Below are 23,920 nucleotides of genomic sequence, written 5' to 3' on the forward strand. Positions count from 1 at the left end.
AGTTGCAAATGTTAGTAAAGCGACACTCTATTTAACTGCTCATTAACCTTTGATTTAAGCTAATCCACCTTTTCAATTGCTGCTGTTGGCAATTTCTGAGCACTAGTTGCTAGCACTACTACCACTGCCAGTTACGGATATTTGATAATCAGGACTAATTTTATCTGCCGCAGCTGCGACTTTTTCTGCCACAGGTTGGGGGATAGGAATATACCCTAATTCACCAGATACTTTTTGTCCTTCAGTTAAAACGTACTCAATTACTGCTTCCATTGCTTTTGCCTTGTTGGCATCAGGATAATTTTCGTAAGCAAGAATCCAACTAAAGCTTACAATGGGATAGGAATTCTCCCCATCCGGATCTGGTACAAAGGCACGGAGATTTTCTGGCAATTCTATCGCCGCTAAAGTTTTAGATGCTGATTCGTCATTGTATTTAACAAATTTGCCTGCCTTGTTTTCCAAGGTAGCAAAGTTGATGTTATTTTGCTTGGCGTAGCCATACTCAATGTAACCAATGGAACCCTGAGTTTGTTGAACTTGGGCAGTCACGCCTTCATTACCTTTGCCACCCACTCCCACTGGCCAGTCTACAGTTTTACCTTCGCCAACTTGATCTTTCCACTCTTGACTAATAGCAGCCAAGTGTTTGGTAAACACACCTGTAGTACCACTACCATCAGAACGATGTACCCATGTAATTGACTGGTCAGGAAGCTTGGCATCCGGGTTGGCTGCAACAATCCTGGCATCGTTCCATTTCTTCACTTTACCCAAAATAATGTCTACGTACAAGTCTCTTGGTAGCTTTAGTTCTGGGACATCAGGCAAATTGTAAGCCAGTACCACTCCACCTGCTGTCACCGGCAGCATAATTACGCCCTTGTCTTGTGGTACCTGCTGAATTTCTTCATCCTTCATAGCTACATCACTGGCACCAAAGTCTACAGTACCCTTGGTAAATTGCTCAACGCCAGCACCACTACCTACTGACTGATAGTTAACTCGTAAGTTAGGATACTTTTTGTTGATATCCGCAAACCAACTTTGAAACAAAGGTGCTGGAAAAGAAGCACCCGCACCAGTTAATGCCACGTCTCCACCCAAGTCTAATTTAACAGGAGTTGTAGCTGTAGCATCTGTAGCAGGAGTATCACTGGGAGTTTCTGAGGTTTGCTGTCCGCCACAAGCCCCCAAGGTCAATGTCAGTGCTAACATTGAAACTGTGGCGGCTATGCGACTGTTATTGATTACGTTTAGACGTGATAGCATTGCTGTGAATCTTTAGTTAATTTATGCAAATAAGCGATACCAGGATACCTCTAAGAAATGGATCTCAAGGTAAACAAAAGGTTAACAAACGTAAAAAACTATATTTATTTTTAGTAAGTTTGTCAATTTAAATATTTTTTTTAAATAAAATTTAAGCCCAGTAGGGTAGATAAGTAAGTAACCCAATTATATAACGAAAAAATACTTATTCTCCCAAGGAATTTCATACTTAACTTGAATAAAGTCAGCAGGGAATTAGCGCGCAAAAGCTTAAATATAGGACATTTGATCATGCTTTGTAGCAAATTAGCAAGCCTAAAATAATGCGCTAAATAATGCACCACTCCACAAGTAACAAATCACTGCTGAACAAGCCCATGAGGGGGACTTTGACTTTGCATCATACTAACTGTGGTGTTTACCTCTCCTCATCCTTGGTGTTACCCAAGGCGTTGTTTTCTTAAGCAACCCTGTTTGATGTCATGAGGAGTGTCAACGTAGCCTCCCTCAAAGGGGAGGCCTTGGGGGTAGAGTTCTTTAACCAACGACGGCCGGAGTGGCGGCTTTTTCTGGTCTTTGGTGAGGAGGACGCATTTCTAAACCCAGTAAATTTAGCATTTCTCTATCAGCGTCGTAATCTGGACAGGGAGTAGTAACTGTGAGCATTTTATTGTCGTCGCTGGAAAAGATCGAATTTGCCCCAGCCATAAAGCATAACGCTTGTTCTACTTGAGAAAGTCTCGCCCTACCAGCACTAAGACGCACATCAGAACTAGGCATAATAATTCTGGCTGTGGCTATCATGCGTACTACATCCCAAATGGGCACATCTGGTTGATTTTCTAGGGGTGTACCGGCAACTTGGGATAGAATGTTAATTGGTACTGACTCTGGATGAGGATGTAAATTCGCCAGAGTCTGTAACATTCCTACACGGTCATCCAAACTTTCGCCTAATCCCAGAATACCCCCAGAACAGACAGTTACATTAGTCTGGCGGACATGATCAATTGTCTTCAGTCGATGGCCATAAGTTCTCGTAGTAATAATGGTATTATAGTACTCCTGGGATGTATCCAAGTTATGGTTATAAGCATATAGTCCAGCTGCTTCTAGGCGTTTCGCTTGGTCCGTTGTCAACATCCCCAGAGTACAGCAAACTTCTAAACCCATCTCCGTCACTTCTTTGACCATTTCCAGAACCGTCTCAAATTGATAATTGTCCCGCACCTCCCGCCAAGCTGCACCCATGCAAACCCGACTTACTCCCGATGCTTTGGCTTTCTCGGCTATATCAAGGACTGTTTCCTTTTCTAGAAGTCCTTGGGGCTTTACCTCGGTTTTGTAGCGGGAAGATTGGGCGCAGTAACTACAATCTTCTGGACAACCACCTGTTTTAATTGAGATCAGCTTACAAACTTGTATTTTTCTTGGGTCATGATATTGGCGATGCACGCTAGCAGCTTGATAAATCAGCTCTAGGAATGGCGTGTTGTATATCGCCTGAATCTCTGCTTTTTGCCAATCGTAGCGTATTCCCACCTACATCACTATCCTTCTTAATAGACTGCATCGCCCTTGAGCGATTTTCTGTTGGATCTCGCAAAATACAGCTTTGGGATTGAAGAATTTCAATCTTAATGCTGTAAATATTAAAAATCAGCTTACCAAGATTTTGGGTATCTGGCAGATTAATTGTCAAAATAATCACAATAATATTTGCAACTAATGACTTGACCTCACCTATTAATCATCTGAGCTTTTTCAAGTATTACGATGATACAGCAAGAATGATTCAATTTATGATCTTTTGAGAAAAATCAGCATCATAAATTAGCCATTATAAAAGTTAAAAATTGTAAACCTACAAATAAAAACGTTAAGTTAATCAAGGGTTTTATGAACTCAGAACTACCACTCATCAACAGCCATCGCCTGACATTAAGAATTGCTATTAAAAAAGATATTCCACAAATACTGAAATATTTCAATGAAAACAAAAATTATTTTACTCCCTTTTACCCTGTTTTATTTGAGCATTTGTTTACAGAAGAATATTGGCAATATCAAATCGAAAATAATGTGTTGGAATTCATCCATGATCAATCATTAAAAATGTTTATTTTTCCGCAGAAAAACTCAACTAAAATTATTGGAACTATAAATTTTACCAACTTTATTCGAGGATCAGCCCATTTTTGCTATGTGGGATATAGTCTCGCGGAATGGGAGCAGGGGAAAGGGTATATGACAGAAGCCTTAAAAGCTGCAACAGATTATGTATTTCAAGAATTAAATTTTCATCGTATCATGGCTAACTATATGCCCCATAATCGCCGCAGTGCTAATGTCTTAAAAAGAGTGGGTTTTGTTGTGGAAGGATATGCTAGAGATTATTTATTAATTAATGGCAAATGGGAAGATCATATTCTCACAAGTTTAATTAATCCTCATTGGCAGCTAGATCAGTATTAATTTCTTGCTTTTTTAACTCATGCAAAACTTTAGCTTTATGAAAATAGCTCTTTAAGGGACTTCCACTATGAGCCAGGGAATTTATTCCCTGGTTCATAGTGGAAAATTAATCCGGTCTTAAGTCATTACATAATTCCACAATTCCCCTAGATCCATCCATCCGTACTCTTTGGCCATCCTGTAATATCCAAGTTGCATTTTGAACATCCATAATGGCAGGAATACCGTACTCACGAGCCACTATAGCACCGTGAGAAAGTCGTCCACCAGCTTCAGCAATTAAGCCGCCAGCCCTAACTAACAGAGGAGCCCACCCGGAATCTGTGTAAGGTACAACCAAAATTGTCTCGCGGTTGATTTCTGGTAAATCTTGTAAATTTCTTAGCACTTTGATTCTTCCTTCGGCTTGACCGTGACTAGCGGGAATACCCTGTAATACCTGATCTGAGTAAACAGACGAGGGTGATAAAGGATGGGGTGGTGTATTGCCGTAAACTAGCAGAGGAATTTGATTGAACTGACTATCTTCATCGAATTGTGATCGCCTCAATTGCACTATCTCAGACAAATGTGCCCTCAGTTCAAAATCATCACCAACTACTAAACGCCTTACTTCATCTAATTCCAGAAAAAAGATATCTCCAGTTTGTTGGAGCAAGCCTGATTTTAGGCAAATTTGCTCTAAAGCTACAAATCGCCACCGCAATTCAGCCAATAAACGAGAATACAATTCTGTAACTCGTCCTTTAATATCTACCCGACGCTGCACCATCCCTCGTTTGCGCTTTGCTGATGGAACCCGATTGATAGAATCTACACCTTCTGTTTCAGATCGGTTGTGCAATAACTGCACAAACAACTCCCTGATGAGTTCAGGTTTTTCTTTCCAGGTAGGAACAGCAATATTTGTCCCCACATCACTTAAGTAACCGTAATCTTGCAATAATTCGTTAAATTCATGAACAATTTTATTTCCCTCTGGAGTTTGTGCTAATTGCTCAAATACTTGATCCGGTTCACACTCACCTAATATTTCTTTTGCATCTGTAGCTAAAGCACTTAGCCATCGCAATGCTGATACTTCTGGGGTAATACTGTTATCAATTTCCCCATCTTTCACCCGAAAAATTGCCTGTCTCAGGGCTACACTCAACGGCGCTAAAATGCTGTAATAAGTTGCACTGCGAAGCAATTCCAGAATAAAATCTACTCTTTCCAACAGCTGTGACCCTGGGAGTGCTTCTGGAAATTCATCTGTTAATTGTGACAAAGCGGGAACAAAAACTCGACCATAATCCCGTTTAAAGTCTTTTTCTAAATTGAGTTCCTGCTTCAGCAGCCGTATTAATCCAGGCAAATTGGCCAAGGTAGATTTTAAAGGCGGTTTGCTCATTTTCGCACCCCTGGTTAAAAATTCCAGACTTTCCCGTGGTAAGCCCATGCGCAGAAAAATCTCTCCTAACAATGAGGCGTTAAAATAAGCCCTAGAATAATGCAGAGTTGCAGTTTCAGTAAAATCCAACCCCACAGCCCGATCCCCCAAAACCAAAGTAAAAATATCTCCCCACACTCCACAAGTTAAGGGGCGATTAATTGACCAAGTTAACGGGTGAATCACCCCAGGAATCACTTCTGCAGCTATTTTCCTTGTCCAGATAGGTAATAGGGTAGTAATGGGTCGAGACTGCAAAACCCAAAGATTCTGACTATCATAAGTCCACTCCATATCTTGGGGTATGCCGTGATACTGTTTTTCCAGTCGCCTGACTAAGTATGCTACTTGTTTGATTAATGCTTGTGGTACTTGTCCTTTTCCTTCTACTTGCACAGAGGAAATATTATCTGTTTCCATGACAAAAGCGCGATATTGTTCTGGTGTGACTTTGCCAGAAACAACTTGAATCGGGCTTCCTGGTAAAGCTTCAATTAAAATTGCATCGCCTTGCTGAGTAATAGGATCACGACTGAAAGCAACACCAGAATACACACTTTGAATTTGTTGTTGTACCAGCACGGCCATTGCTGTATCTGGTAACCCGCGATCGCGACGATATTGTACAGCCGATGGATGATTGTAAGAAGCTTGGACTTGAGCAATGGCTGCTTGTAATTCTGTTGGGCTAGTAACATTCAAAATTGTTGTGTACTGTCCCGCAGCCGAAGCTTTTTCAGAGTCTTCCCCAATAGCCGAGGAACGGACTACTAAGGGAGATAAATCAGAAGGCTGAAGCACAGCAATCAACTGTTCGGGATCATCAACCGCAGAAATTACCCATCCTTTCGGCACTGGATAGCCCCAGCGCTTAACTTGAGATAAAGTTGCAGCTTTTTGTCCGACTACAGCCGCATCTAACTCATCATCTAAAGAAAGAATCGGGCGATACCCTCGTAAATATGCAAAAGTTCCTTGTGAATCTGTATCTACTTCTTGGGCTGGTAAATTCAAATCATCGGGAATTTTTGTGTAAATCCAGGCCAACAATCCAGCCAGCACAATAGCCGCCATTATTTTGGGAAAATTTTCAACATTCAGAAGTATCACAAACAAAGGAAACACAAATAAAACCCCAAACTTTACCAGTTGCCTAGATTGTAGAAGTGTAAAACTGATAATTGCCAGTAAACCTGTAAATACTGCCACCAAAGGGTCATGTACCAAGAACCCCCAAACGACGTTGGTTGTACCTGCTCCTCTGCCTAGGCCATATCTACCTAATACTAAGGCAATGAGGGCAATTAATTCCCAAGGTGATCCTGGTGGAAAAAAAACACGAGACAGCAACACTGCCCCGATTCCCTTCCAGGCTTCTGATACAACAGCCAGAATTCCCACCCATGTGCCGCCATGATAAAAAGCGGCTGAAACGCTGATGTTCTTAGTGCCAATTTGTGATAATTGCCTGCCTTTAAGGAAGTAGGTAATCCAAGCAATAATTGGTAACCCGCCCAAAACGGGACAAGCAATTAAAATAACCAAGGCGCCCCAAATTTCTATCATTATGGGTTTTTGATTTTAGATTTATTTTTTATCTAAAACCGCAAATCTAAAATTATCAAGTTTTTCGGAAATTTTTTGACGTACTTGACGTAGTTGATGGACACTTGGCCCCAGCGGAAACCGTTGTTACAAGTGTCCTCCTTGGTTCCTAATTACTTAGTTTAACGCATAGGCAGCTTGGAGCGCCCAAACAATGAGGGCAGCAATCGATCCCAATAGCAGCACAGTAGAGATAGTGACTGCTCTGGGGGAATCTGCACCTTTAAATTTCATAATTCCTCGATTTAAATCGGACATAGCTTTGTAATCCTCCTTTGTTACAGTGCTAATATGTCCGTTTCGATTGTAGTCCTTCTATTTGCTGATTACTCTAAATTACATATAATATTTTTTTTAAGCTTTGCAACAAATATATTAATGAATATACATACCTTTTCCTCATCCGATGCAAAAAGCTAATAAGTGCTAGATGATAATATTTAATTTCCATAAGCCTTTAGACTATGTTAGTCAATTGGTTCTGAATACAAGTTGGCTCAGAGGGCGTTGACAGGTGAAATTAGCACTAATCATAATTTTGGCAACCCTAGGGTTATGTGTAATAGTTGAAGTGACATTGCGATCGCTCTTTGGTTTTGGTAATCCACTCATTTATATTGCCGACCAGCAGATTGGTTACTTATTGGCCCCTAACCAGCGCACCCGACGGTTTGGTAATCGCATTGAAATCAATCAATATTCTATGCGAAGTGGCCCCATCCAAACAATACCCCCACCTTCTACCCTGCGAGTGCTGATTATCGGAGATTCTATTGCTAATGGTGGCTGGTGGACAGACCAAGAGAATACAATATCCAGTCTCATGACCCGTTCTTTAAAATTATTAAATATTAGTAATTACTCGGAAATAGAAGTATTAAATGCTTCAGCCAACTCTTGGAGTCCCAGAAACGAATTAGCGTATTTACAAAAATATGGTAACTTTAAAGCCCAAATTGTCATATTACTAATTAATACAGATGATTTATTTGGCACTGCACCCACTTCTTTACCAGTAGGACGCCATGGCAATTACCCAGATAAAAAACCTGTCCTGGCATTAGCCGAAGTATGGCAACGGTATATTATCAAACTACGGACTATCCCGGAAATCAAAGCCGTACAGAAAGAAAGAGGGGACATGGTGGGAATTAATCTAGAAGCCATTAGCCAAATCCAAGCATTGAGTCATGAAAACAACAGCCAATTTTTGCTAGTGATGACTCCCTTATTGCGAGAAATTGGTGAACCAGGACCCCGGAACTATGAAATTAAAACCCGTCAAAGATTGATTGATTTTACCAAAACCCAGCAAATTACTTATATAGATTGTTTACCATTACTCAACGCACACCCCCAACCAAAAACCTTGTATCAAGATCACATACACCTCAACTTGGAAGGTAATCAGTTTGTCACTCAAGTTATCAAGCAATGGCTTTTACAAAACCTCCCCTCCAATCCCTCTCCTAACTAAAGCCACAGTGTACATACAAATCATTAAATTACTCCAAATCCTGTTTTGTAGGGTGTGTTGTGGGGTTTCCCAAGGCAACATCCTTATTTTCGGTAGGCCAGGAATCAATCCATGACGCACCCTACTGGCGCAGTAAAGGCCTCAAATAGTGCAATAAATACCTGGTGGTAAAGAATGTAGAAGAGGGGTTCAGTGGAACCTCTCCACAAGGCTTCTATAACCACCTAAGCTTTTTACAGAGCATCCATACATTGCTGTATCTTCTTCAAGAGTGGCTGAGACTCAATAGCTTTAGCTAAAACTCGCGCATCGTGGTAGTAGGATAGGGCTAACTTTTTCCGTTTACCCCTAGCGTAAATATTACCCATATTCAGCAGCGTGGAAACTTCTCCCATAGAATCACCAATTTCTTGATAAATCGTGATCGCTTCCTGGTAGTGTTTCAAAGCCTGACGGTGATTCCCCAGCAGATTGTAGGTAAAACCAATATTATGTAAAGTTGTTCCTTCACCAGCGCGATCATTTATTGCGCGACGTGTCAATAAAACTTGATAGTAAAGTAACAATGCTTTTTTAGGTTGTCCTAAATCACCATACACAGAAGCAATATTATTTAAAGTAGTTGCTTCAGCCATGATATTCTTGACAGCGCGTTGAATCGGCAGCGCTGCTTGCAAAAATTCTAAAGCTTGCTCATACTGACCTAAAATACTATAAGCATAACCAATACCGTTGAGGGTAGTTGCTTCACCAGAAAAATCTCCTAGTGCTCGACGGATGGCCAAAATTTGGTGCTGTAGCAACAGCGATCGCTTTGGTTGCCCCAACTTTGTATAAATTATTGCTACATCATTAAGACTAGAAACTTCTCCTTGAGTATCTTGCAAATCTCTGAAAATTCGTAATGCTTGATCAAAATACTCCAGCGACCGTAACAATCGCCCCAGACGACTGTAGGTAGAACCCAGATTGCTCAGAGCGATGGCCTCAGATCGCCTGTTACCAAGTTCCATAGCTACCAAACGAGCTTGCTGAAAACACTCTAATGCTTGTAAAGGTTGGCCACAACTCAGATGAGCTAAACCAATATCATTCAATGTATGGCCTTCCCTAGCTCGATCTGGAATTGCTCTAGCTAAATGCAAATTCTCACTAGCAAAATTCAGATATTTTTGAAACTGGCCCTGCTTGTAGTAGCGGCTGGCTTCCTCACGCCTTTGTTCCCACTCTTGGACTTGATTAAAAGCTTGCGTCATCTGACCCCGGTTAAACTCTGCGATGAATTGGCAAGTTATCTTTGGGAATCAACCCTTTGGAGGTTTCCCAAAATTGAGTTAATCGTTATTTTCTCTCTTTAGAGATAAAAAGTAAATAGAATTGAAACAAAAAAATACATCTATAGATACAAGAGTGGGGGTTGAATCTCAAAACTGATTTAACCAACAAAAAAAGCGTAAATACCGACTTATTGCTATTTATGTGTGTTTATCCATGTTCAACTGTAGTTCCTTACTGCTCACGAATCCAAAGTGCTAACCCACCCCCACGACCACGAGCCGCAATTAAATCTTCCGTCACTAAAAAGAAAACAAAGAAAGGTAATTTAGCTATGGGCTCGTCATAGAAATTGTGAGTTTGACCTTCACCAGAGCGAATCGACTTGTTGTAAACCATAGAACCAAACAGGCGCAAAACCATGTAGTTAAAGTCAAACGCCAATAAATTTTTCTTACCTAAATATTTTGCTGGCCCCGTCAGCTGCAACAAAACTGGCCCCAATTGTACCTGATTCCCGATCTCACCTTTACCTGAATCCTGCTCTAAAGTCCCACTAAAAGAAATATGGACAGCTAGAAATTTTGGCAGATACAAACCCTTCCCCAACAGAGTTCCAGCTCGTTTCCTCGCTTTTTTAGTCCCAGTTGCAAAGCAAAGTTGCCATTTACCCACCAGTGATTCCAATGGATAACTCAGCCCTTGCTGCTGGGAAGCTTTTTCGGCTTGTAACAAGGCATTTACCATTGTTTCACCAGTGGGAAGTACCCGCCCTTTTCGGCAATATGCAGCCGCTGCTTCAGATAGGGTAGATGTGAAATCAGCCATTGAGTTAATAAGTATATTTCTATTAAGGTTTTTTTAAAATAGCCTCTAATTATAGCACAATTAAGTAACAAGTTTGCCCAAAAATTCAGTTGCTGGCAACTCAAAAAATTGTCTTTGGTGTGGTTTGGGTAGAGTGTAATTTATAACTCAACTTAGTGACCTGTAGACATTGGGAGGTGACAACATGGATAGTCAAAAAATTCTCAATCTTTATGCAGCAGGAGAACGCACATTTAATAAAGTGAATTTACATCAAGTCAATCTTTCTGGTGCTAATTTAAGTGGTGCTAATTTTACTGAAGCTGACTTCAGTGGAGCTAATCTGACTCAAGCTAATTTCAGTGGATGTAACTTTAGCCGAGCAAATCTCACTGATGCTGACCTGAGTGGAGCACAATTAAAAGGTGCAAATTTAAGTGAGGTCAACTTGATTGGCGCTGACTTGATTAGGGTCAACTCAGAAAAGTGCAACTTAAGTGGCGCAGATTTACGAAGTGCAAATTTAGAAATTGCCAACCTAGTAGGTGCAAACCTCAGTCAAGCAGAAATGAGTGGGGCAAATTTAAGAAACGCTAATCTCAGGAAGGCAAATTTAACTGCTTGCAATATCAATGAAGCAGAACTCGATGGTGCAGACTTAACAGGAGCAATCATCACTGACCAAGAGCAAGAAGGAGAAGTATTGCATATGGGACTATCTCATAAATGGGTAACTTGGGCTAGTATTTATACTCAAGTGCTTATTTCCTGAGTCCAAAGTAAAATCCCGGTAGGCTAAACATACCGGGATTCTCAGAACCAGAAAACCCACCAGGGAAACAAACTTTGTGGTATCCCTATTTACATATCCTAATAAACTAAGGGAGTTATGCCACGCATCTGGCGTAAAGTATTTATACAAGCTGGACAATCACAGTTAAATAACTTGACTGCCATATCACTTTCTTCAATATTAAAGGCTAGTAAAGGAACTTCATTTTCAGTAGCAGAAAACTCGATACCAGGTTGGTATTCAGGGATTTGAGCTAATGCAGAAGCTCTAGCGCACACCGGACGCCTTATGTGTTCATTGCGGATACAGGTGAACTTATTGTTTGTGTTTTCTTTTTCTAGTTCAGCCGCCTGTGCTTGATTTACCATTGTTCCCATAGCCAGTATTGAACTAACTAGCATGGGAGTGGAAAGCAAACTAAGTATAGTTTTTTTATTCATTAGGTTACCTTTCAAAACAATCCTGATTGCCCAGATTATCCGATTAAAACTTACGATTCAAGTAAATGTCCATCAGGAATTTAAATCAGTTTAATCATCGGATTCGTCAATTCAAAAATGCCGATTTACCGTAATTAATCATAAATACCATCGTTTGCAGCGAAATTCTGGCCTTTAAGAGCTATTTGTCCTTGCTGCATTCAAGTTCAAATTTCCTCATCAATTAACTTGCTAGTGGCCGTTGTGGGCTGAACTACCCCAGGGATGAATCCCGGGGAGGGTAGTTCAGTCACAGCACAAGCTAATAGATTTAGCTCTATGATAATGATTTAATGAAAGTTAGCATTATGCCGAATTAAATTCATAAATTCTTCACGAGTTCGATAATCTTCTGCAAAAACTCCGCGCATAGCGCTACTAACAGTCCAAGAACCGGGTTTTTGCACACCGCGCATTACCATACACATGTGGGTAGCTTCCACCACTACTGCAACACCTTGGGGTTTGAGCAATCCTTGCAATGCATCAGCAATTTGGGTGGTGAGACGTTCTTGTACTTGTAAACGTCGGGCGTACATTTCACAAATACGGGCAATTTTAGATAAACCGATTACTTTACCGTTAGGTATATAGGCAACATGAGCGCGGCCAATTATTGGCAGGATATGATGCTCACAAGAACTGAAAATATCGATGTCCCGAACTAACACCATTTCATTGGCATTTTCTGTAAAGACTGCTCCATTCAGCAGTTCGTCCAAGGATTCAGTGTATCCCTTTGTGAGAAACTGCAAGGCTTTCATTACCCTTTTAGGAGTATCTTTTAGTCCTTCGCGGTCTGGATCTTCACCTAGTCCAATCAATAAAGTCCGCACAGCCTGCATCATTTCTGCTTCTGTTACTTTTGGCCGCTTTTGAGCAACGAAAGACGATAGTACCTGATCGGCAGAAGTTAGATCGGGACGAATCGATAGAGTCATTTTTTGAGTTTTGTATGAATGTTTTGATGAATTAGTCGATTGTCAGATTTGCGTCATGATTAAGCTTTGACTACCTCTGACTAAAAAAGTGTAACATAACTTTACACGTTCTCATCATACCAAACATTTCTTTAACTGCCATTTGATTTCATTGCTGTCCAAATTTCTGCCGATAAAAACTAGCTGATTTTTTGGTTGACAATACCATTCATCAGCGTATAAATTATAACGCGGTCCGCTCAGTTGGAAAATATGGCGCAATTCACTATCATTGAACCAAAGTATGCCTTTAGCGCGAAATACACCCGCTGGCATTTCTTCAGTAAGGAACGTTTCAAACTTACGGACATCAAACGGGCGATCGCTTTGGAAGGAAATCGAAACAAAGCCATCATTATCTAAGTGGTCTGAGTGATGGTGATGATGTTCATGTTCATGATGATGTTTTTTGTGGGCATCTTGTTCCACAATAGACACATACTGTTGTTTCGGTGTTAACGCTGTACCCAAAATCAATGGTAATGGCACTTGTGCATATTGGGTATGTAGAATCTTCGCCCCAGCCTTGACTTTATAGATGTAGCTTTCAACTGCTTGTAGTTTTTCTGGATTAACGAGGTCAACTTTATTCAGGAGAATAATATCACCATAGGTTATCTGTTTCAAAGCTGATTCACTTTGAAAATGTTCCGCGTCAAAAGCCTCTGCATCTACCAAAGTGAGAATAGCATCGAGGTTGGTTAAATCTTTGAGTTCTGTGCCTAAAAACGTTAAAACAATTGGTAACGGGTCAGCCACACCAGTGGTTTCAATTACCAAATAGTCAATACCTTCTTCTCTTTCTAATACTCGATAAACAGCATCCACTAATCCATCATTGATGGTACAGCAAATACAACCATTGCTCAGTTCCATCATATCTTCGTCTATGGAAACTAGCAATTGGCTATCAATATCAATATCCCCAAATTCATTGACTAAGACGGCAATTTTTAAGTCTTGTTTGTTTTTCAGTATCTCATTGAGGAGTGTGGTTTTACCACTACCTAAAAATCCAGTAATTATACTTACTGGCATTCCTTGCTTGGGAATTTCTGATAAAACTCCAGCTGCTGATGGTGTGAAGGTGCTCATATTAAGTCTAATGGTGAAATTTTATCGTTGCTCAAAGCCAGGGCTAAGATGTCAGCGCAGACGTGGCGAATCTGTGAATGCATACCAAAACTAACCATGGCTAAAATTAATGATAATCATTATCATATTAGCGCAAAAAGAATCCTCTGCAAGAAAAGATTTGGATATTGGGGAACGATACTAAAAATTTCCTGGTTTAAGTGCTCGCCTAGCCAACTTAGTGTAAGTTTTAACAGTAGAAACAGGCATTTCTAAATCTTCTGCTATCACCTTCAAAGATTCCCCGGCTTCTCGTCGTGCTAAAATCGTAGCCCAGGTAGCCGCTACTTTATCAGTGCGATCGCCCCCTGTGCGTTTGCGTTGTGCTGTGAAAATTGCAGTTAACTCCTCAATGCGTTCTCCCAGAATATTTGTTAGTAACTGCGTCGGTGTCCTAGGTTCTGGTTCCACCCAATCTAAACAAGTTTGTCCCAGTCCAAAGGTAGTTTTATGTCCTGTTCCACAGTAAGGAGCAAGTTTCACCAAAGCATAAAACAACCGAGTAAATTCAGTATTAGCCAAACCAGCCTTACTTAACCCGCAGCAAATCGCCCCAGTAAAACCCGTAACTGAACCTTGTTTACCAGCTGCTACCTTAACCGATTGCAAACGGTGTCCATGAATAATCACATTTTCGTCTATCCAATTCAGAAAAGACTCTTGTAACACTGGTAAGTCCGAAAAATCATTCCAGCGACGCAGGTAGCTATGAAACAGATTCACAGGTACAGGAAGGGGGAAATGATGACTTTTGCGGCGAAAGCTGGTTGGTGAAATAAAACTGAGGTTAACTTTAGAGCATTTTGCTGGTAGTTGCAACAATTGGGCATAAGTTGTTGGTGGATGACAAATTCTCACTTGTTTAATCCGTAGAGAAGCATCTCTTAATTTTAGAGTTTCCGGCAATTCAGTTAACCACTGTTTAAGAAACTGCACCACCCTTGCAGATAAAACATTAACTTGCCACCGTAAAGTTTGGTTTATCTCCAATTGTAATTTTTTACCAGCCGGAAGTAGTTGACCTTCTAAACCTGATATATTGAAAGGCTTTTCTGACTTACCATCATGGAGATAAGCAGAAAGGTCTGGGTCAAATTGTCGCACTTGGTCAAGAAACCAAGCATGGAGAGCTATGGTGTATTGAGAATAGACAGAGCTGGTGTTCAGTGCTTCTAGGTCAAACTCCAATCCCAACAATTCCGTATCATTTCCCCACGTGGGAAAGCTAGAAGTAACTTCTGATTTAGTCCTGACTTTACGAGTAGTAACTTTAGCTGCTCTTGGCATTACCGATTACTATGCAAATATTGTTAAATATTTTAGTTAATTTCAGTCCCCTTGTAGTCAATTGCTAAACCGGACAACACACAGCCTTATCACGCCACCATATCAAAGACAAGCTTCTTTGGAAGGAGCCTCTTCTAATGCCATGTATAATATAACCATTGATAACAACACTTAAAATCATGACTACCTACAACATGGAATTAAAAGACAGAATATTACAAGTGAGTTTTGGCAAACTTCCTTACAAGAAATCAACCAGAAGCGTGAAAGCCCTTGAAAAGAGGCAACATGGCTGCGTGCTTTGGACAAAAACAAGAGACTCAATTAAGTAAAACAACTCAATCTTTTGTACAAATATTAACAGCTAAACTAAAAGAACGGATATTCTTGCAAATCTGAACAGTGACATTCAAGGTCAATAAAATACAATTGATACTATCTTTTCAGTATTAACCAGCAGTATCCATTACCTTGCACCAGGAGAGGATATTTACAGTCCTCCAATAGTTTAGACCTTCGCGCAGTTGTTGGTGGGGTTCTCTAGAAAGAATTAACAGAAGAAGCGCCTACCATTGCAGTTTAAATGGAAAGTTTTTATGATGACAAATTCTCAAAAAGTTGCATTACACGTACTTCAACAGGCCATCGCAACCTTAGCTAAATGGGCACACCATAATATTCAGCTACCTTTTGAGCCTGAATCTCTTAACGACTCAGAAAAAACAGCAGTCAAAAATGCCCAGAAGCTTGTAGGTTGGGAAGAAAATCAACAAGTTGGAATATTAAGCTTACTGTTTGACAGCGTAAACTTATCTGATGAACCTAGAAACGACACAACAAAACCCCATTACCATCCACTCAAAGCAATTGACAATGACCATAAAGAATATCCTGATATTCCCTATCCCTTAAATTCCGCACCAGACGAAGAAGCACAAACAGCTTTTAAAGTAGAGATTAATGAGGCACTTGCTAACTCCATCAAAGATAACTGGCAAAACCTCTCTTTACTGATGCTAATCTTAGAAAAATTTGCCTCATGTCTTAGCTTTGGGGAATCTGATGTAGCTTTAGTAGACATAGCCAGAACCACAGCAGCCCTTGCAGTAGCTTTATTAAATAATCCTACTCAAGAAATTAGTTTAATTGCTGGTGACTTATCAGGTATTCAAAAATTCATATATAGTATTTCTTCTGAAGGAGCACTTAAGTCATTAAGAGCTAGAAGTTTTTATCTAGAATTAGTTACAGAAGAAGTTGTACAACAATTATTATATCAACTCCAGTTACCAAGAACAAATATAATTTATGCAGGTGGTGGTAACTTATATATTTTGGCCTCTGCAACCCCAGAAAATCAAAATATTGTCAACCAAATCCGTAAGCAGTTTAACGAATGGCTTTTAAAAGAATTCCAAGGTAAAGTCTTTCTGGCTTTAGATTGTTTAAACTTTTCCATTAAAGAACTTAAAGATAAATTTGCTGAAAATTGGTCAAAAGCCACCAAAAACCTAGCTGTATATAAATCTCGTAAATTTGCTGAAAATAAATTTAGTGAATTTATCACTCCTAGTCATAGTCATGAACCTTGTCGCGTCTGTCATCGTGACGACGTAGAAACTCTAAAACCCCTCAATTCCCAAGAACCAGATTCAGTTTCAGCTTGTGAAACTTGTCGGAGTATGTTTGATTTAGGAAGTCAACTGTTTGGGGTAAAAGCAATTGTCCGCTCAACCAATAAAGAAATTAACAACGCCTTACATACAATCTCCTTTAAACTTCCCTCTGGAGATATCCATTATCATTTGTTCAAAAAATGGAAACAAATAGATACTAATTCTGACATGGTTTTGTTAGTCAATGATTGGCATTTAGAACATTATCGATTCAAATCTTTTAAAAATGCTGCTCCCCTCTTACTAGGGAACTATGGTAAGGAAGGTAACCCAAACCCTGAAAATTCAAAAGAACCTATAGGTTTTATCCGTGCTGAAGAAATGGCTGTAGAAGCCAAAGGAGCAGACAGAGTTGGTTATCTACGCATGGATGTAGACCGATTAGGACAAATATTTGCCAAAGGTTTATGTGAAAAACAAACCCTAACCAGACTGGCTGGTTTATCTCGGCAAATGAGTTATTTCTTTAAAGTCTACCTCAATAGTTTGGCAGCAGATAGAAAAACCAACATCCCTGAGGAAATTAAACAACTAACACCAAACCATCAGCGATTAAATTTACTATTTATTTATGCAGGTGGTGATGATTTATTTATTAGTGGTGCATGGAATGAAATTGTAGAATTTGCCTTTGATATTTATCAATCATTTCGTACCTATACAGGTAATAATGAACATATAACCCTTTCTGGAGGTATCAGCATTGATAATACTAAATTTCCCTTATATCAAGCTGCAAAATCTTCAGGAGAAGCCGAAGATGCAGCCAAAGCCAACGGTAGAGACAGCCTAGGCTTATTTGGTCAAGTTTTCAAATGGGATGAATGGCTAGGAAAACAAAATTCTACTACACTTGATAGTGATGTCAAAAAATATCTCCATTCCGAGAAAACACCAAACTTATTCGGTGTTTACCCCTTTGTTGACAGATTAGAACAGCAACATATAGGGGTGAATTATTCCCGGAATTTTGTACGTAACCTCCTCATCGCCGCACAAATCCAAGAACAGGCATTAAAAAAGTTTAAACAAGAAAAAAAATCACAGGAGGCTTTAGGAACTCGCTATTATTTACACTTACCAAAAATAGCTTACACCCTAGCAAGATTACCCAACAATATATTGAAAGATAACGATTTTCGGACTTCTCTCAAAAATCCGTACAATGCGCCTTATTTTCGCGCCATAGCCACTTGGATTGAATTATTAAACAGGGGAAATTAATTGCATGAATAAGCAAATTCCATCAAAACCTAATTCTTCACCAGGACATGCCAAACAATCAAATACCCCAGCAAATATGAATCAAAACAACAATATTGTCAAAGAAATCATTGATAAAATCAATAATTTACAATGTTTACAAGCATATCCCATTCGTGATTTAGTTAACCAGTCCGCAGCCTTTGGTCCTTATCTTAAACAACAAAGATTAGAAACTAACCAAGTCCGCAAATTTTTAGATGCCGTAAATCGGTTAAAAGCCGACCTAACTGAAAAAGGTGAATTTTCAGCAATAGAAACAGAAGTGGTGCTGCTCAAACCTAAACTTGCATACGCCGCAGCTAGACAAAGAGCCGCAAAACCATTAGGTGATGTCATATCAGCCGCCATCGATAAAGTTAATACCAAAGAAGATTTTGAGCGTTTAGTGCAATTTATTGAATCAATTATTGCTTATCACAAAGCTGAAGGTGGAAAATAATTATGCCAGTGTCATACGAACAAACACCCCTACTTGGTAAAGTAACTCTCACTTGTCAACTCATCGCCAAAACAGGACTGCATATTGGTGGAGGTGGCGAAAATTTAGACATAGGTGGACTAGATAAACCTGTAATTCGTGACCCTTTAACCAAGTATCCTTATCTCCCTGGTTCATCCATCAAAGGTAAACTCCGCGCCACATTAGAACGATTATTAAAAAAACCCCTCAATCGCCCAGGTGGAAGTGGAACATGGCGCTATGAAAGTGATGATTTAGCAGATGGGTTTACTGAAGTTGAAGCTGGACAATTTATTACCTATGAAGGGGCTAAAACCTGTCAAATTAGTCGATTATTTGGCTCCACTGGCGGTTCTGGGTTTTGGATGCCCATTGAAAGTGCTACAAACGAAGGATTATTTTCAGACAAGAATCCTACAAAAATAATTCAAGGTCAAAACTGCGTCAAAATTAATCGTGGACGTAATGCCCCCAGTCGCTTAATTATCCGTGACTGTCACTTATCAGAAGACTCAGCAGAGAAGTTGAAAAAAGTTGACACTGGTTTATATATGACCGAGTGGAAATTTGAAAACGGCATTGACAGAGTAACAGCAGCCGCCAACCCCAGACAGTTAGAACGTGTACCAGCAGATTCAAAATTCAATTTTGAGTTAATTTATACCGTCGAAAATCCACAGCAAGACGTTGAAGATTTGCAGAATATAGCCATCGCACTTGCTTTTCTTGAAGATGACGCATTGGGTGGACATGGTTCTAGAGGTTACGGCAAAGTCAAATTTGAGAACTTTAAGTTTAACTGTCGCAGCTTAGAACAGTATCGTCGAATTGCCAATGCACCCCAAGGAACATCAACTTTACAAACCTTAGACACTATTCCCAACACCCAAGGACTATTAGACAACTTCAGAAGCTTACGGGAGTACATCAAACAAAAATTATTACCAGAGGGAAATTAATCATGAGTGTTTGGAAACTAGTAAAATTGAACTTTGGACGCAACCTTGCTCACTTTGGGGAAGTAGGAATAGGTCTAGAACAAACAAGCGATCGCATCCGTTCAGACAGTTTATTTAGCGCCTGGGTAACTAACTATGCGCGGTTGTTTAAAAAACAAGGAGTAGAGGAATTATTACAGCTATTTCCCACAGATAAACAACCCCAACCTATACCCCCTTTCCGCATCAGTTCTACATTTATCTATCGACAAGTGGGGAAAGAGACAATTTACTATCTTCCCCGTCCCCTTAAATTTCCCATCAACTACCCAGAGGAAGATTTAGCATTTTTCAAAACCTACAAAAAACTCAACTATTTACCTTTAGAAATCTGGCAAAAATGGTATCAAGGAACAGGATTCACCACAGATGATGCCAAGGAATTAGAAACTTACACCCCCGATAAACCCAAAGGAAAACTAGCAACAGCAGGAACATTTGACTACAGTAAAGCCTATAAAATTAAACAACTCCCCAAAATAGCCATAGATAGAAATACCAGAGCCACAAACATTTACCATACAGGCTTTGTTCAATTTGATTGGCAAGAAAACCCCGCAGGTTTATACTTTCTTCTAGAACTTTCTCCAGAAGGTGAAAAATTAGCCCATAAACTCCAAGCATCTCTACACCTTTTAGGAGAAGAAGGAATTGGCGGAGAGCGTTCCAATGGAGCAGGAAGATTTGAAGCTCACTGGTCAGAATTACCAGAAAAGTGGCAAAAAGTAGTTAATTTTCATCCAGGAACTCACCACACCCTCATCAGTTTATTTTGGGATTTATCCATAACAATTGACTTTTTAAATAAAGCCAGTTACGAAATTCAAGAAAGAGGTGGTTGGATAGCACAAACTCAGCTACGTCGCCAAACGGTACGAATGTTTAGTGAAGGTTCTGTCTTTTCCACGCCACCACAAGGAAAGCTGGTAGATGTCAGACCAAAAGAATTCACAAAACACGGTATTTACCGCAGTGGTATCAGCTTAAGTTTACCAATTAAAGTACACGAACAAGAAAATCATGGTTATTGCGCCTGAATCTCCACTCAAAAAACCTGACTTTTACCAATCAAAACGCATACAGTTAACCAGTCCACTTTTACATATTGGTTCATCTGTATCGATGTTAAATCCATTTGAATATGTGCAGACAGCCAAAAAAGTTTATCTTCCCAATCAAGAAGCCCTAGCTAAAGGATTATTAAAAAAGGGAGGAAGTTTTCTCAACGACTATATTCAAGCAATTGAAGAACGTCGAGACATCACGAAACTTTTACAGCAAGCCTTTGGTGACGAATGCTGGAATGCAAAAGACACAGACGGAAATGCCATTTTTCCCCCAAATGCAATTAGCCAAAACTTTGCCCAAGATAAGATTACAGACTTACGCCCGATGATTCGCAACGGTATGGGATATTTATTTATCCCTGGTTCCTCAATCAAAGGTGCAATTAGAACAGCCATAGCTTATCATTTACTCAAATACCCTGACCGTTATCAAATACCTCCACAAAATCGGGTCAGCGAAATTGAAAATAATCTCAAGGAAAGATTGGGAGAACTCAGTAACAAACATAAACAGAAATTTAGTGATGATAATTTATTTATGGAAAGTTTATTTTCCAACTTTACCCTCAACTATCAAGGTAAAACATTATCTGGTAGCAGTCAGAATACAGACTTTTTACGCTGCTTGAAAGTCAGTGATTCTGAACCCATAATTGAAACCAAAGTTCCCAGCAGAACAGGTAAATTAATTCCCGCAAATTTTTCCATTGTCGCTGAAGTCATAGTTTCCAGCAGATATCCTGATTACTTAGCCAAATGTAAAGCCTCTATCTATGCTGAAATGGCGCGGAATGTCATCACAGAATTTACCCTCACCTTAGATCCAGAAATGCTGTCATGGTTCCAGCATAAACAGGGAATGAAATTACCCTTTAATAATCTAGATGAACTACTGAAAATATGCGAAGATTTTACTCAAGAACAATGGGACTATGAGCATGATTATTGGAACGCAATAGAAAATAACCCTAAAGCATCTGGTAAAAACCTAGACTTTAATCATATCCGTGATATCTACAAACCAGAAAAATGTCCCTATATGTTACGCTTAGGTTGGGGTAGTGGAATGACAGGAACCACTGTTGGCTTATGTTTTGACGACCAACTCAGAGCAGAACTCCGTGACATTTGTGGTATTCAAGCACCAGGTTTTGAAGCACCAAAATCTCGGCGAACTGTCATGAATAGCAATGGCGAAATTAAATTTGTTCCTGGATGGGTGAAATTCAACACTGTATAGACCTATGCTAATTCACACCACCTGGACATTAACCGTATCCACACCAACAGTGTTACCCCGCTCCCATAGCTTAGAACTAGTAAAGCAACTGCATCAGCAGCTAGGTTTAGAAATGGGAAGCGAAACCATACCCCCTATTTCCTACTCAGGTATAATCGGTTTTTCTTCCAATTCCAGAGATTTTATCACCTTCCATCCCCAAGAGTTTTACCAACTATCTCTATGTGGACTAAACGAAGTTTCAGCTAAAGCCATTTCTCATCTAAATCTTGCTGACACTCTAGAATTTCTGGGTGCAAAATTCAACATTATCAATGGAGAAGAGGAAATCACCAGCTATGCAGAATTATATACAAACTTAGTAGGCAATGAACCAGATCCAGTGAGAAGTTTTGACTTGAAATTTATCACACCTACAGCCTTTGCTCAAGGTGGACTAAATTTACCTTTACCGTTACCCAACTTAATGTTCCGCAGTTGGTTAGAACGCTGGAATAATTTCGCACCTGTTTATTTAGGAAGCGATGAATTAATTGCTTATCTGAGTAACGCTGTTTTCCTTAAAAATCACAAAATTCAAACCCGAAGTTATCAACTACATAAAGGTTTTGTGAATGGATTTGTTGGCGATGTCAGGTTACAAGTTTTAAGCCGTGCTGATCCTCTATTGGCAAATATCGCTAATTTATTGGTTCAATATGCGCGCTTTTGTGGTACGGGTATTAAAACTCGTTTAGCAATGGGACAGACTGCTGTAAAACTCTAAAACTCAAGGATTAAATACATATTATGAAAGCAATTTCATTTCTAGGTTTTAACAAAAGAGGTTATCAAGAAACCACTTACCTCAATCCAATTGCTTCTGGCGAATATAAAACTAAATTCATTCAAGAAGCTTTAGTAGAATTTTACAAGCCTGAGACTCTTTATGTTTTGTTGACAAATACAGCAGCTACAGGAATTCCAGACAACGAGACTGAATCTAGTTGGGAAACACTAAATAAGAAGCTTTTCCATAAAGTTGATTTACGAGCGATAGAAAATGTTCCTGAAGGACACAGTACATCGGATATCTGGAAACTATTTGAACTGTTAACAGACTGTTTGCAAGAAGGTGATAGGGTATTATTTGACATCACAAACGGCTTTCGTTCTCTACCTGTTTTAGCATTAATTGCCGTCAGTTATTTACGTGTTGTCCGTCAAGTGCAGATTGAAGGTTTAATATATGGCGCATTTGATGCCAAAACAAATGATAATAAAACCCCCATCTTTGACCTTTTACCTATAGTCAGCTTATTGGAGTGGACAACTGCTACCGACCAGTTCACTAAAACGGGAAATGGACAAGCATTAGCAAACTTACTTTATCATGGTGACTCGACAGCACAAAATTTAGCGGCTAGCATCCAAGGAATTGCACAAGGTTTACAGCTATTACGTCCAATGGATGTGATTCAAGAAGCAGCAATATTACCTGAACGTATTACAGCAGCAGAACCAACAGTTTCTCAAACCGTACCACCATTTGCGGCTTTGCTGAAGCGTGTAGAAAAAGATTATGGTAATTTTGGCTTGGTTAACCCAACAGATTATCGCAATTACCCACAATCATCTTTATTGCGACAACTGAAAATCGTAGAGTGGTATGCAGCCAAAGGACAAATTGTTCAAGCCTTATCTATGGCGCGGGAATGGCTACCTTCGTTGTTATGTCATCACTTTCAACTAGATCCATTAGATAAACCATGTCGAGATGAAATGGAACTATTATTAAATGGAGGCAAAGATAAGGATAAAAAGGAATCTCGATATTTAGAACAATGGTCTACTATTCCAAAGGAAAAGAAAAAACCATTAAGCAGATTGTGGTGTGGTGAATTAAACTTGGCCAAGCTGCGTAATGACGTACTACACGCAGGCTTTCGTAAAGATCCTAAAAGTGCAGAAGACATTTTGCACCAAACTGAACTTATCATTAAAGAACTTCAAGCCATTGCTAAAGTTTGGGATTTGCAGGATGAAACTGTATAAAAACACTTCCAAACCCTGACCACCATCTCCTCACACAACCCTCAACGAAAAGCGATCGCTTATTCCTTCACAACACTGGAACTATCGCCATGCTATGGATAGCATTACAAGTGAAATCATGACCATTGAACAAGCAGTTATACAAAACCTATGGTAACTACCA

General features: G+C 39.7%; 20 protein-coding genes. 10 read left to right on the forward strand and 10 right to left on the reverse strand.

Annotated elements, in window-relative coordinates; genetic code table 11:
• Positions 1-102 precede the first annotated feature (102 nt).
• Positions 103-1,272 carry a phosphate ABC transporter substrate-binding protein PstS gene (gene pstS / locus NWP25_RS01605; protein WP_280651811.1) on the reverse strand — a complete coding sequence of 390 codons (1,170 nt, stop codon included), beginning with the start codon at positions 1,270-1,272 and terminating at the stop codon, positions 103-105.
• A gap of 537 nt (positions 1,273-1,809) precedes the next feature.
• Positions 1,810-2,814: a biotin synthase BioB gene (gene bioB / locus NWP25_RS01610; RefSeq protein WP_280651812.1), complete on the reverse strand. Its 1,005-nt coding sequence runs from the start codon at positions 2,812-2,814 to the stop codon at positions 1,810-1,812.
• A gap of 357 nt (positions 2,815-3,171) precedes the next feature.
• Here bioB and NWP25_RS01615 point away from each other — a divergent pair, with 357 nt between their 5' ends.
• A complete protein-coding gene (locus NWP25_RS01615) occupies positions 3,172-3,747 on the forward strand; it encodes a GNAT family N-acetyltransferase (RefSeq protein ID WP_280651813.1) in 576 nt (191 codons plus the stop codon).
• Between the two features lie 106 nt (positions 3,748-3,853).
• Here the strand turns inward: NWP25_RS01615 and NWP25_RS01620 are convergent, their stop codons facing one another.
• Together NWP25_RS01620 and NWP25_RS01625 are read right to left on the reverse strand one after the other, a co-directional pair.
• Positions 3,854-6,745 carry a glycerol-3-phosphate acyltransferase gene (locus NWP25_RS01620; RefSeq protein ID WP_280698755.1) on the reverse strand — a complete coding sequence of 964 codons (2,892 nt, stop codon included), beginning with the start codon at positions 6,743-6,745 and terminating at the stop codon, positions 3,854-3,856.
• Between the two features lie 156 nt (positions 6,746-6,901).
• The gene (locus NWP25_RS01625) at positions 6,902-7,042 is read right to left on the reverse strand and encodes a hypothetical protein (RefSeq protein WP_280651815.1); all 141 of its coding nucleotides are present in this window, start codon (positions 7,040-7,042) and stop codon (positions 6,902-6,904) included.
• A 256-nt stretch (positions 7,043-7,298) separates the two neighbouring features.
• Here NWP25_RS01625 and NWP25_RS01630 point away from each other — a divergent pair, with 256 nt between their 5' ends.
• Positions 7,299-8,261, forward strand: a complete 963-nt coding sequence (locus tag NWP25_RS01630; RefSeq protein ID WP_280688386.1) for an SGNH/GDSL hydrolase family protein — start codon at positions 7,299-7,301, stop codon at positions 8,259-8,261.
• A 233-nt stretch (positions 8,262-8,494) separates the two neighbouring features.
• Here NWP25_RS01630 and NWP25_RS01635 read toward each other — a convergent pair whose 3' ends face one another.
• Positions 8,495-9,517, reverse strand: a complete 1,023-nt coding sequence (locus tag NWP25_RS01635) for a tetratricopeptide repeat protein (RefSeq protein ID WP_280698757.1) — start codon at positions 9,515-9,517, stop codon at positions 8,495-8,497.
• A gap of 253 nt (positions 9,518-9,770) precedes the next feature.
• Complete coding sequence (locus NWP25_RS01640) at positions 9,771-10,364, reverse strand: hypothetical protein (RefSeq protein ID WP_280651818.1); 594 nt, start codon at positions 10,362-10,364, stop codon at positions 9,771-9,773.
• Between the two features lie 184 nt (positions 10,365-10,548).
• Here NWP25_RS01640 and NWP25_RS01645 point away from each other — a divergent pair, with 184 nt between their 5' ends.
• Complete coding sequence (locus NWP25_RS01645; RefSeq protein WP_280651819.1) at positions 10,549-11,115, forward strand: pentapeptide repeat-containing protein; 567 nt, start codon at positions 10,549-10,551, stop codon at positions 11,113-11,115.
• Positions 11,116-11,213: 98 nt separating this feature from the next.
• On the opposite strand, the gene NWP25_RS01650 is transcribed toward NWP25_RS01645, so the two are convergent.
• The 4 genes from NWP25_RS01650 to cas6 (NWP25_RS01665) form a co-directional block, all read right to left on the reverse strand.
• Positions 11,214-11,576 (reverse strand): hypothetical protein, encoded by a 363-nt coding sequence (locus NWP25_RS01650; RefSeq protein WP_280651820.1) that lies wholly within the window; start codon positions 11,574-11,576, stop codon positions 11,214-11,216.
• Positions 11,577-11,905: 329 nt separating this feature from the next.
• Positions 11,906-12,556: a GTP cyclohydrolase I FolE gene (gene folE / locus NWP25_RS01655; protein ID WP_280651821.1), complete on the reverse strand. Its 651-nt coding sequence runs from the start codon at positions 12,554-12,556 to the stop codon at positions 11,906-11,908.
• A gap of 114 nt (positions 12,557-12,670) precedes the next feature.
• Positions 12,671-13,690 (reverse strand): CobW family GTP-binding protein, encoded by a 1,020-nt coding sequence (locus tag NWP25_RS01660; RefSeq protein WP_280651822.1) that lies wholly within the window; start codon positions 13,688-13,690, stop codon positions 12,671-12,673.
• A gap of 180 nt (positions 13,691-13,870) precedes the next feature.
• Positions 13,871-15,016 (reverse strand): CRISPR-associated endoribonuclease Cas6, encoded by a 1,146-nt coding sequence (gene cas6 / locus NWP25_RS01665; RefSeq protein ID WP_280651823.1) that lies wholly within the window; start codon positions 15,014-15,016, stop codon positions 13,871-13,873.
• Between the two features lie 596 nt (positions 15,017-15,612).
• On the opposite strand from cas6 (NWP25_RS01665), the gene cas10 reads away from it, so the two are divergent.
• The 7 genes from cas10 (at position 15,613) to csx2 (ending at position 23,757) form a co-directional block, all read left to right on the forward strand.
• Positions 15,613-17,916 carry a type III-A CRISPR-associated protein Cas10/Csm1 gene (gene cas10 / locus NWP25_RS01670; RefSeq protein WP_313959056.1) on the forward strand — a complete coding sequence of 768 codons (2,304 nt, stop codon included), beginning with the start codon at positions 15,613-15,615 and terminating at the stop codon, positions 17,914-17,916.
• Between the two features lie 76 nt (positions 17,917-17,992).
• Positions 17,993-18,397: a type III-A CRISPR-associated protein Csm2 gene (gene csm2 / locus NWP25_RS01675; protein WP_390902752.1), complete on the forward strand. Its 405-nt coding sequence runs from the start codon at positions 17,993-17,995 to the stop codon at positions 18,395-18,397.
• A 2-nt stretch (positions 18,398-18,399) separates the two neighbouring features.
• Entirely contained in the window at positions 18,400-19,377 is a 978-nt protein-coding gene (csm3, locus tag NWP25_RS01680; protein ID WP_280651825.1) for a type III-A CRISPR-associated RAMP protein Csm3, read from the forward strand.
• A gap of 2 nt (positions 19,378-19,379) precedes the next feature.
• Positions 19,380-20,453, forward strand: coding sequence for a type III-A CRISPR-associated RAMP protein Csm4 (csm4, locus tag NWP25_RS01685; RefSeq protein WP_280651826.1), 1,074 nt, complete (start codon positions 19,380-19,382; stop codon positions 20,451-20,453).
• Positions 20,437-21,723: a type III-A CRISPR-associated RAMP protein Csm5 gene (gene csm5, locus NWP25_RS01690; protein ID WP_280698759.1), complete on the forward strand. Its 1,287-nt coding sequence runs from the start codon at positions 20,437-20,439 to the stop codon at positions 21,721-21,723. Before csm4 ends, csm5 begins: the two co-directional genes overlap by 17 nt.
• A 4-nt stretch (positions 21,724-21,727) precedes the next feature.
• Complete coding sequence (gene cas6 / locus NWP25_RS01695) at positions 21,728-22,489, forward strand: CRISPR system precrRNA processing endoribonuclease RAMP protein Cas6 (RefSeq protein WP_280656475.1); 762 nt, start codon at positions 21,728-21,730, stop codon at positions 22,487-22,489.
• A 23-nt stretch (positions 22,490-22,512) separates the two neighbouring features.
• Positions 22,513-23,757, forward strand: coding sequence for a TIGR02221 family CRISPR-associated protein (gene csx2, locus NWP25_RS01700; protein WP_280656476.1), 1,245 nt, complete (start codon positions 22,513-22,515; stop codon positions 23,755-23,757).
• The last annotated feature ends 163 nt before the right edge of the window (positions 23,758-23,920 follow it).

The organism is Umezakia ovalisporum Ak1311 (assembly GCF_029891685.1).
Lineage (GTDB): Bacteria > Cyanobacteriota > Cyanobacteriia > Cyanobacteriales > Nostocaceae > Umezakia > Umezakia ovalisporum.

What these genes read in the sequence shown, in the direction of transcription:
- NWP25_RS01615 (WP_280651813.1), top strand. Translation starts at nt 3,172, where the DNA reads ATGAACTCAGAACTACCACTCATCAACAGCCATCGCCTGACATTAAGA.
- NWP25_RS01640 (WP_280651818.1), bottom strand. Translation starts at nt 10,364, where the DNA reads ATGGCTGATTTCACATCTACCCTATCTGAAGCAGCGGCTGCATATTGC.
- NWP25_RS01625 (WP_280651815.1), bottom strand. Translation starts at nt 7,042, where the DNA reads ATGTCCGATTTAAATCGAGGAATTATGAAATTTAAAGGTGCAGATTCC.
- NWP25_RS01650 (WP_280651820.1), bottom strand. Translation starts at nt 11,576, where the DNA reads ATGAATAAAAAAACTATACTTAGTTTGCTTTCCACTCCCATGCTAGTT.
- csm4 (WP_280651826.1), top strand. Translation starts at nt 19,380, where the DNA reads ATGAGTGTTTGGAAACTAGTAAAATTGAACTTTGGACGCAACCTTGCT.
- NWP25_RS01620 (WP_280698755.1), bottom strand. Translation starts at nt 6,745, where the DNA reads ATGATAGAAATTTGGGGCGCCTTGGTTATTTTAATTGCTTGTCCCGTT.
- pstS (WP_280651811.1), bottom strand. Translation starts at nt 1,272, where the DNA reads ATGCTATCACGTCTAAACGTAATCAATAACAGTCGCATAGCCGCCACA.
- NWP25_RS01645 (WP_280651819.1), top strand. Translation starts at nt 10,549, where the DNA reads ATGGATAGTCAAAAAATTCTCAATCTTTATGCAGCAGGAGAACGCACA.
- NWP25_RS01660 (WP_280651822.1), bottom strand. Translation starts at nt 13,690, where the DNA reads ATGAGCACCTTCACACCATCAGCAGCTGGAGTTTTATCAGAAATTCCC.
- NWP25_RS01635 (WP_280698757.1), bottom strand. Translation starts at nt 9,517, where the DNA reads ATGACGCAAGCTTTTAATCAAGTCCAAGAGTGGGAACAAAGGCGTGAG.
- csm3 (WP_280651825.1), top strand. Translation starts at nt 18,400, where the DNA reads ATGCCAGTGTCATACGAACAAACACCCCTACTTGGTAAAGTAACTCTC.
- csx2 (WP_280656476.1), top strand. Translation starts at nt 22,513, where the DNA reads ATGAAAGCAATTTCATTTCTAGGTTTTAACAAAAGAGGTTATCAAGAA.
- cas6 (WP_280656475.1), top strand. Translation starts at nt 21,728, where the DNA reads ATGCTAATTCACACCACCTGGACATTAACCGTATCCACACCAACAGTG.
- cas6 (WP_280651823.1), bottom strand. Translation starts at nt 15,016, where the DNA reads ATGCCAAGAGCAGCTAAAGTTACTACTCGTAAAGTCAGGACTAAATCA.
- folE (WP_280651821.1), bottom strand. Translation starts at nt 12,556, where the DNA reads ATGACTCTATCGATTCGTCCCGATCTAACTTCTGCCGATCAGGTACTA.
- cas10 (WP_313959056.1), top strand. Translation starts at nt 15,613, where the DNA reads ATGATGACAAATTCTCAAAAAGTTGCATTACACGTACTTCAACAGGCC.
- csm2 (WP_390902752.1), top strand. Translation starts at nt 17,993, where the DNA reads ATGAATCAAAACAACAATATTGTCAAAGAAATCATTGATAAAATCAAT.
- csm5 (WP_280698759.1), top strand. Translation starts at nt 20,437, where the DNA reads ATGGTTATTGCGCCTGAATCTCCACTCAAAAAACCTGACTTTTACCAA.